This window comes from Parasphingomonas zepuensis (assembly GCF_036663735.1).
Taxonomy (GTDB): Bacteria; Pseudomonadota; Alphaproteobacteria; order Sphingomonadales; family Sphingomonadaceae; genus Sphingomonas.
On record NZ_JAXOJO010000007.1, the window covers coordinates 213012 to 220806 of the forward strand.

A 7795-nucleotide genomic window follows, 5' to 3' on the forward strand; every position below is an offset into this window, starting at 1 on the left:
ATGGCTTCCGTTGAATGGGACGCGGTGCAGGCTGATCTCGACGAACAGGGCTGGGCGGTGCTGCCTGGCCTGCTCGGTGCCGGCGATTGCGATGCGATGACCGCGTGTTACGGGCCCGGCCCTGCATTCCGCAGCCATGTGGTGATGGCGCGGCACGGTTTCGGGCAGGGGGAGTATCGCTACTTCGCCTATCCGCTCCCGCCTCTTGTCGAAACGCTACGCACGGCGCTGTATCCGCACCTCGCGCCGATCGCCAATCGCTGGCACGAGCGGATGGGGATCGGCGTGTCCTTTCCCCAGGACCATGCCGCGTTCCTCGATCGCTGCCACGCTGCAGGCCAGACCCGGCCGACACCGCTGCTGCTGCGCTACGGCGCGGGCGACTATAATTGTCTCCATCAGGATCTGTACGGCGAGCATGTCTTTCCGCTGCAGGTGGCGATCCTGTTGTCCGAACCGGGCAAGGATTTTACCGGCGGGGAGTTCGTGCTGACCGAGCAGCGCCCGCGGATGCAGTCCCGCGCTGAAGTCGTGCGGCTCGGCAAGGGTGACGCAGTGGTCTTCGCCGTGAACCAGCGCCCGCACCGCGGCGTGCGCGGCGATTATCGCGTGGCGCTGCGGCACGGCGTCAGCAAGGTCCGGTCTGGCCACCGCCACACGCTCGGGATCATCTTCCATGACGCGCGGTAGCAACTTGCCCGGGCTGGCGTCTGCGCTCCCGCCGCGCTAGGGTTTGCGGAGCATATATCATATAGCAAAGCGAGTACCGGAGATGATGAGTGTGTATCGGGCGGCCGCGATAGGCGTAGCGTTGGTTCTCGGCGGCGGCACCATGGCGATGCCGGCCCAGGCGCAGGACTGCCGCTCGATCGCTGACCCGAGCCTCCGGCTCGCCTGCTATGACCGACAACAGGGCGGGCCGTCCTCCGCTCCGGCGCCCGTTGCGGTGGAAGCGCCCCGTGCCGAGCCCAACAGGACTGCTCTGCCCGAGGCACCGGCGCCCAAGGCGCCCGAAACGAAGTCCGGGTTCAGCAGCACGATCACCGGTATCGCGCCGCTGAGCTTCGGCCTTTACGAGCTCCGTTTGGCTGACGGCAGCGTGTGGAGCACCACTACGAGCAGCGGCCGGCGGCCGGTCGTGGGCGATGCCGTCACATATCGCCGCAGCATGCTCGGCGCGCATTATTTCGACATCAAGGGCCAGCGCTCGGTCACGGTACGCCGCGAGCGCTGAGCGCTCGCTGGCCGGCGATCAGCCGCCGAGCACGTTGATCGAGAAAGCCAGCACGCCGATGTTGAACACGAACGCGGCGAGGCAATGGCCGGTTGAGATGCGGCGAATGCGCCAGGACGTGATCTCGACGTCCGAAGTCTGGAAGGTCATGCCCAGCGTGAAGCTGAAATAGACGAAATCCCAGTAATCGGGCTCGTCACAGCCGGGGATGGTGATGCCGCCGCTGTCCCCGCCCTTGCCGTCAGCCGAATAATAAAGGTGTGCGTAGTGCAGCGCATAGACGCTGTTGGAGAACAGCCAGGCGAGCACCAGGGTCAGGACGAGCAGGGCCGTGGTCAGCGGGTCGCCCTTGCCGCTCGCCATCTCGCTTGCAACCGATACGAGGACCACCAGTGATACGACGGCGGTAAGAGCGAGCAAGAGCGCGCGATTGGCGTCATTATCCTTGGCGAAGCGGCGCATGTCGCTGGCCTTGCTGCGCAGCAACGGCGTGAGAAGGATGAGGAACAGCGCGCTGGCGATATCGAACGCGGCCATGGTGCCGAGACCGCGGCCCAGTGAGGGGATGAGAATCGCCAGGCCGCCCGCGAATATCACGACAAAGGCCACGAACCGCGCCGGCGCGATCTTGTTGCCGAGTTGCATGGCCATCATCCCTTGCACGATCACGCTGGTTCGGACCGCAACATCCTAAGGCTAGCGCTTGCCGCCGCCCTCGCATAGATAGCGCGCCTTCATGGCCCGTATTGAAACCCCCAAGCGCATCCGCGGCACACAGGACATCTTCGGCGACGAGCAGCGCCGCTTCGCCCGCGTGCTCGCTGCATTCGATCATGTCCGGCGGCTCTATGGCTTCCAGCGCGTCGAGATCCCCGTGTTCGAGGCGACCGCGGTGTTCGCACGCTCGCTCGGCGAGACGACCGACGTGGTGTCGAAGGAGATGTACAGCTTCGAGGATCGCGGCGGGGATTCGCTGACGCTGCGGCCCGAATTCACCGCCGGCATCGCCCGCGCCTATCTGACCGAGGGGTGGCAGCAATATGCGCCGCTCAAGCTCGCCACCGCCGGCCCGGTATTCCGCTACGAGCGGCCGCAAAAGGGACGTTTCCGCCAGTTCCACCAGATCGACGCCGAGGTGATCGGCGCCGCCGAGCCTGCGGCTGATGTCGAGCTGCTGGTGCTCGCCGATCAGCTGTTGCGTGAGTTGGGCATTGCCGATGGCGTGACGTTGCAGCTCAACACGTTGGGCGACGGAGAAACGCGTGACGCCTGGCGCGAAGCGCTGATCGCGCATTTTAGCCGGCATCAGGGAGATTTGTCGGCGGAGAGTCAGGATCGTTTAACCCGCAATCCGCTACGTATCCTCGACAGCAAGGATCCGAAGGACCGACCGATCGCCGACGCCGCCCCCGATATCGACGCCTATCTGACGAGCGAGGCCGGCGCATTCTTCGAAAGCGTGACCCGCGGGCTCGACTCGGCGGGCGTGGCCTGGACGCGCAATGCGCGGCTGGTGCGCGGGCTCGATTATTACCGGCACACCGCGTTCGAGTTCGTGACCGACCGGCTCGGCGCGCAGGGCACGGTGCTGGCCGGTGGGCGCTATGACGGGCTGATCGGGGCGCTCGGCGGCAACGAGACGCCCGGCGTCGGCTGGGCAGCGGGCGTCGAGCGACTCGGCATGCTGCTCGACGAACCGGCGGCTGAAAGCATCGATGCGGTCATCGTGCCCATGGGCGAAGCGGCCGAGGCGCGCGGCACCGCGATCCTCGCCGATCTGCGCCGCGCCGGGATCGCGGCGGACATGGCCTATCGCGGCAATATGAAGCGGCGCCTGGCCAAGGCCGACGCGCAGGGCGCGCGCTTCGCGATCATCATCGGCGACAATGAACTCGCCAAGGGTGTCGCTTCGGTAAAGGCGCTCGGGCCCGGCACGCAGAGCGAGGTGGCGCTCGGTGACCTGATCGGGATATTGCAGACGGAATGAGCAGTATCTCGGGGGAGAGGATCGCGCAGATCGAGGCGCGGCGGGACGAGTTGCAGGCGCTGATGGCGACTGGCGACCTGCCGTCCGATCGCTTCGTTGCCGTCTCCAAGGAATATGCCGAGCTCGAGCCGGTCGCGCGGGCGGCGGGCGAGGTTCGGCGACTGCGCGCCGAGCTGAACGTGCTTGGCGTGATGGAGGGTGAGGCCGATCCCGAAATCCGCGCGATGGCGCGCGAGGAGATCGATTCGATCCGCGAAACCCTGCCGGACGCCGAACGGGCGCTGGCGCTGTCCCTGCTGCCGCGCGACGCGGCCGACGAACGCGCCGCGATGCTAGAGATCCGCGCCGGGACTGGCGGCGACGAAGCCGCGCTGTTCGCCGGCGATCTGTTCCGCATGTACCAGCGCTATGCCGAATCGCAGGGGTGGAAGGTCGAGCTGATCTCCGCCTCGTCGTCCGAATCGGGCGGCTTCAAGGAAGCGATCGCTTCGGTCGAGGGCAAGGGCGTGTTCGCCAAGCTGAAGTTTGAAAGCGGCGTCCACCGCGTCCAGCGCGTACCCGTCACCGAAGCCGGCGGGCGCATCCACACCTCGGCCGCGACCGTGGCGGTGCTGCCCGAGGCGGAGGAGGTCGACGTCAAGATCGACGACAAGGATCTCCGCATCGACATCTACCGTTCGTCCGGGCCGGGCGGGCAATCCGTCAACACGACCGATTCGGCGGTGCGCATCGTCCATATCCCGACCGGGCTGGTGGTGATCCAGCAGGACGAAAAGTCGCAGCACAAGAACAAGGCCAAGGCGATGAAGGTGCTGCGCACCCGCCTGTACGAGCTGGAACGCGACCGGCTCCACACCGAGCGCGCCGGCGCGCGGAAATCCATGGTTGGATCGGGCGATCGCTCGGAGCGGATCAGGACCTATAATTTCCCGCAGGGGCGGGTGACCGATCACCGCATCAACCTGACGCTGCACCGGCTGCCAGAAATCCTTCAGGGTGAACTCGGCGAGCTGATCGGCGCGCTGATCGCGGAGGACGAGGCCGAAAGGCTGGCGAGCCTCGATGGCTGATTTCTACCCTCCCTCAAACGGGAGGGGAGTAAGAAGAGCGCTCGCCGAAGCTGCAACGGCTTTTGCCGAGGTCTCGCAAACCCCCCGCCTCGACGCCGAGCTCCTCATGGCGCACGCGCTCGGCACCACGCGCGAATCCCTGCTCCTGCGCCACCTCGACGATCCGACGCCGGCGATCTTCGCCCCGCTCGTCGCCCGCCGCCTGAACCATGAGCCGATCGCCTATATCACCGGCATTCGTGCCTTCTGGACGATCGAGCTGCAGGTCGGCCCCGGCGCGCTCGTGCCGCGCGCAGATAGTGAAACGCTGATCGAGGCGGCGGTCGAGCATTTCGGCGCTCGTGCGCCGGCGACGATCCTCGATCTGGGAACCGGGCCGGGCACCTTGCTGCTCGCGGCGCTGGATCAATGGCCTGGCGCGACCGGGCTGGGTGTGGACGCGTCGGAGCGCGCTCTCGACATGGCCAGGGCCAATGCCGAACGCCTTGCCATGGCCTGGCGGGCCCGCTTCAGATCCGGCGACTGGGCTGACGGGATCGACGAGCAGTTCGACCTCATCCTCGCCAACCCGCCTTATATCGGTACGGATGAGACCTTGCCGGCCGAAGTGCGCGAGCATGAACCCGCCGCGGCGCTGTTCGCCGGCCCCGATGGCCTCGACGATTATCGCCGCATCGTCCCCGAGCTTCCGCGCCTGATCGCCCCGGGCGGCGCGGCGATCCTCGAGATTGGCTCCACTCAGGCCGAAGCCGTTACTGCGTTGCTCACCGCGCAAGGTTTGTCGGTCGCGCTGCGCTATGACCTGGGCGGTAATCCCCGCGCGCTCGTCGCCACTTGAACCGTGCACAGTTCGTAACAATATTCTTCTTGGAGATTGGCCCGCCAGCAGCTATTGAGCGGGACAGGGGCACGCGTTTTCATCATAACCGGTTGAAAACGGGCTGTTGCCCGCCTCCTTCGTCATGAAGTCGCTGCCGTCCGGCGACCGTGGCAGGTGCGTTTTGCCGATGATCGGCGATCACGCGCCGAGGAGCATGCATCCACATTTCTGGAGCACGACCGGGTTGGTTACGAACGACAGGACAACAACACTTGATCAATAATCGTCAGGCCGGCCGCCGTCGCGGCCGCGGCGGGCAGCAACAGCGCCCGCAAGGTAATTCGGGCCGCCAGGATAATGGCAACCGTATCGACAACCGTGCGCGCGGCAACGCCGCCCAGCTGCTCGAGAAATACAAGACTCTCGCCCGCGACGCACAGATGCAGGGCGATCGGGTCAACACCGAATATTATCTGCAGTTCGCGGATCATTATTTCCGCGTGCTGGCCGAGACGCGCTCGCGCTTCGAGGAGAATCGTCGCCAGAATGGCGGCGCTGCCTATGAAGAGGATGAGCAGGAATATGACGAGGACGGCGAGCCGATCGCCCGTGATCCTCGCCAGGCCGGCAACACCCAGGACCGCTCCAATGAGGGGCAGGATCGCGGGTCGAACCAGGGCTATCGCCAGAATGAGGGCCAGAACGGCACTCAGCAGGGCGGCCAGTATGACGATGAGCGTCCGCGCTCGCGCAACGGCAACAGCAATGGGAACGGCAACGCTTATGGCGAAGCCGGCAATGGCCGCGCGGCGCGCGACGATCGCGGTGACCGCAACGGCAATGATCGCGGCAGTGACCGGGCAGAGCGCAACGGCAATCGTAGCGAGAATCGCGGCAATCGAGCCGCGCCGGCCCAGGACGACGAAGTGCGTCAGGAGCCGGTCCGCCAGGAAGAGCCGCGCCAGGAAGCTCCCCGCCAGGAAGTTGCACCTGAACCGGTCGAGCGCCCGCGTCGTGGTCGTCCGCGCCGCGAAGTGAAGGAGGAGGCACCTGCCGCCTTCGAAGCGGATCGTCTGCCCCCGTCGCTCAGCATCTCGGCGATCGTCGCGCCCGACGAGCCCGAGGAAAAGCCGCGCAAGCGGCGCGGCCGTCCGCCGGCGAGCGAGACGACCCCGGTCAGCTGACCGTATCTGGGTATCAGAAATAGAAGGCCGGATCCGCGCTCGCGGGTCCGGCCTTTTTCTTGTCCACGCGCTTTACCGCGGGATGCCGTTCAGCGCCGGGGCGTGTCGGTCTCGTCGTCGCGGACGTCGACCGATTCGTCATGGCCGGAACCGGAACTCAGGAACACCAGGCCCATCAGCGCCGAGGCCATCAGCACGGATCCGCCGATGCCGCCGATCGTGGCCAGGATCGCGACCCAGGACAGCGGACCATAGAAATGGTCGAGCCCCAGCACCGCGACGATCCCGCAGAGCAGGGAACACAAGGTCATCCATCCAAGCAGCCGGCGATAGCGGCGCCAGGCGAAAGCCGCATATTCGGGGTCATCCAGTCCGGTCGGGCGCTCGCTCATGCTTCCCATTGGGCTCCAAACGTGGAATCCTCAAGCGCCTCGGGGACTCGGCGAGACGGGTCGCGCATGAGGAGCAAGACGATGACGATAGCAGCGATCCTGGCCGGCAAGGGACGCGACGTGATCTCGGTCACCGCGCATCAGAGCCTAGGTGAGGCGGCGGCGTTGCTCGCCGAGCGCCGGATCGGCGCCGTGCCCGTGATGGACGGCACCCAGGTGATCGGCATTTTTTCGGAGCGGGATGTGATCCATGCGCTGAGCAGCCACGGCGCGGCGGCGCTCGATCGCACGGTCGGCGACGTGATGACGGCGCCGGCAATCACTGTCGGCCCGGCCGAGGCCGTGATCGGCGCGTTGTCGCTGATGACCCGGCGGCGCATCCGCCATCTGCCCGTGGTGGAAGACGGGCGGGTGATCGGATTGGTGTCGATCGGCGATCTCGTCAAATATCGCATCGATCGGATCGAGGCCGATGCCGAGGCGATGCGTAGCTATATCCAGTCCGCATAAGATGGCCCCGGCGTAGGCCGGGTAATCGCGATCCAGATTGCGAAGGTGATGCGCAACGCCGCGTCACTTGGCCGAGAGCGCAGCTGCGCATCTCGCATTGGCCGCGATCGAACCGAAGACGAATCGCGCGGAGCTTTGGGACGGGGAATGCGCGGGAGCGAAGAACGGTTGCCGAAATCCGCGATGGGTGCTCCCGGGCTCGGCCTCGAGCTCGCCACCGGCGTGATTCGAGGCCCAATTGGCCGATTCGATCGTGATTCGCCGGCGTAACGAGGCCCTACAATGTCGAAAAATGGCTGAATTCTGCGGTTTGTGACAGCCATTGTAAGAAAATTGCAAAAAGGCGTTGACGGTCCAAAAGCCCTAACCTAAATGAGCTCCACCGCAGCGATGGACCACACGGTTCGCCTCTACGGTCACCAGAAACCAGGCGCCAGACCGCCCCACTAAAAAGGGGTGTGGTAAGGCGTCGGGCTTTTGCGCTCTTTGACATTGTTGGTTAAGATGAAGGGACATGTGGGCGGCGGCCCCGGGTCTGGCATTCAAGGTGTCAGTAGCTCGGTTAAATTAGGTCGTTACTCGCAAGTCCTTCACGTAT

General features: G+C 65.6%; 9 protein-coding genes. 7 read left to right on the forward strand and 2 right to left on the reverse strand.

Annotated features, from left to right (window positions below; translation table 11 throughout):
• Together U1769_RS22710 and U1769_RS22715 are read left to right on the forward strand one after the other, a co-directional pair.
• Positions 1-690 carry a 2OG-Fe(II) oxygenase gene (locus U1769_RS22710; protein ID WP_332720374.1) on the forward strand — a complete coding sequence of 230 codons (690 nt, stop codon included), beginning with the start codon at positions 1-3 and terminating at the stop codon, positions 688-690.
• A 121-nt stretch (positions 691-811) separates the two neighbouring features.
• Positions 812-1234: a hypothetical protein gene (locus tag U1769_RS22715; RefSeq protein WP_332720353.1), complete on the forward strand. Its 423-nt coding sequence runs from the start codon at positions 812-814 to the stop codon at positions 1232-1234.
• Positions 1235-1252: 18 nt separating this feature from the next.
• On the opposite strand, the gene U1769_RS22720 is transcribed toward U1769_RS22715, so the two are convergent.
• Complete coding sequence (locus U1769_RS22720; protein ID WP_332720375.1) at positions 1253-1885, reverse strand: DUF1345 domain-containing protein; 633 nt, start codon at positions 1883-1885, stop codon at positions 1253-1255.
• 85 nt (positions 1886-1970) lie between these two features.
• On the opposite strand from U1769_RS22720, the gene hisS reads away from it, so the two are divergent.
• From hisS to U1769_RS22740, 4 genes are all read left to right on the forward strand, one after another.
• Positions 1971-3221, forward strand: coding sequence for a histidine--tRNA ligase (hisS, locus tag U1769_RS22725; protein WP_332720354.1), 1251 nt, complete (start codon positions 1971-1973; stop codon positions 3219-3221).
• A complete protein-coding gene (prfA, locus tag U1769_RS22730; RefSeq protein ID WP_332720355.1) occupies positions 3218-4291 on the forward strand; it encodes a peptide chain release factor 1 in 1074 nt (357 codons plus the stop codon). The genes hisS and prfA overlap by 4 nt, the downstream gene beginning before the upstream one ends.
• Positions 4284-5129 carry a peptide chain release factor N(5)-glutamine methyltransferase gene (gene prmC / locus U1769_RS22735; RefSeq protein ID WP_332720357.1) on the forward strand — a complete coding sequence of 282 codons (846 nt, stop codon included), beginning with the start codon at positions 4284-4286 and terminating at the stop codon, positions 5127-5129. The genes prfA and prmC overlap by 8 nt, the downstream gene beginning before the upstream one ends.
• A 254-nt stretch (positions 5130-5383) precedes the next feature.
• Positions 5384-6295, forward strand: a complete 912-nt coding sequence (locus U1769_RS22740) for a DUF4167 domain-containing protein (RefSeq protein ID WP_332720358.1) — start codon at positions 5384-5386, stop codon at positions 6293-6295.
• 89 nt (positions 6296-6384) lie between these two features.
• Here the strand turns inward: U1769_RS22740 and U1769_RS22745 are convergent, their stop codons facing one another.
• Positions 6385-6687 (reverse strand): hypothetical protein, encoded by a 303-nt coding sequence (locus U1769_RS22745; RefSeq protein ID WP_332720359.1) that lies wholly within the window; start codon positions 6685-6687, stop codon positions 6385-6387.
• Between the two features lie 81 nt (positions 6688-6768).
• Here U1769_RS22745 and U1769_RS22750 point away from each other — a divergent pair, with 81 nt between their 5' ends.
• Positions 6769-7197, forward strand: coding sequence for a CBS domain-containing protein (locus tag U1769_RS22750; protein ID WP_332720360.1), 429 nt, complete (start codon positions 6769-6771; stop codon positions 7195-7197).
• The last annotated feature ends 598 nt before the right edge of the window (positions 7198-7795 follow it).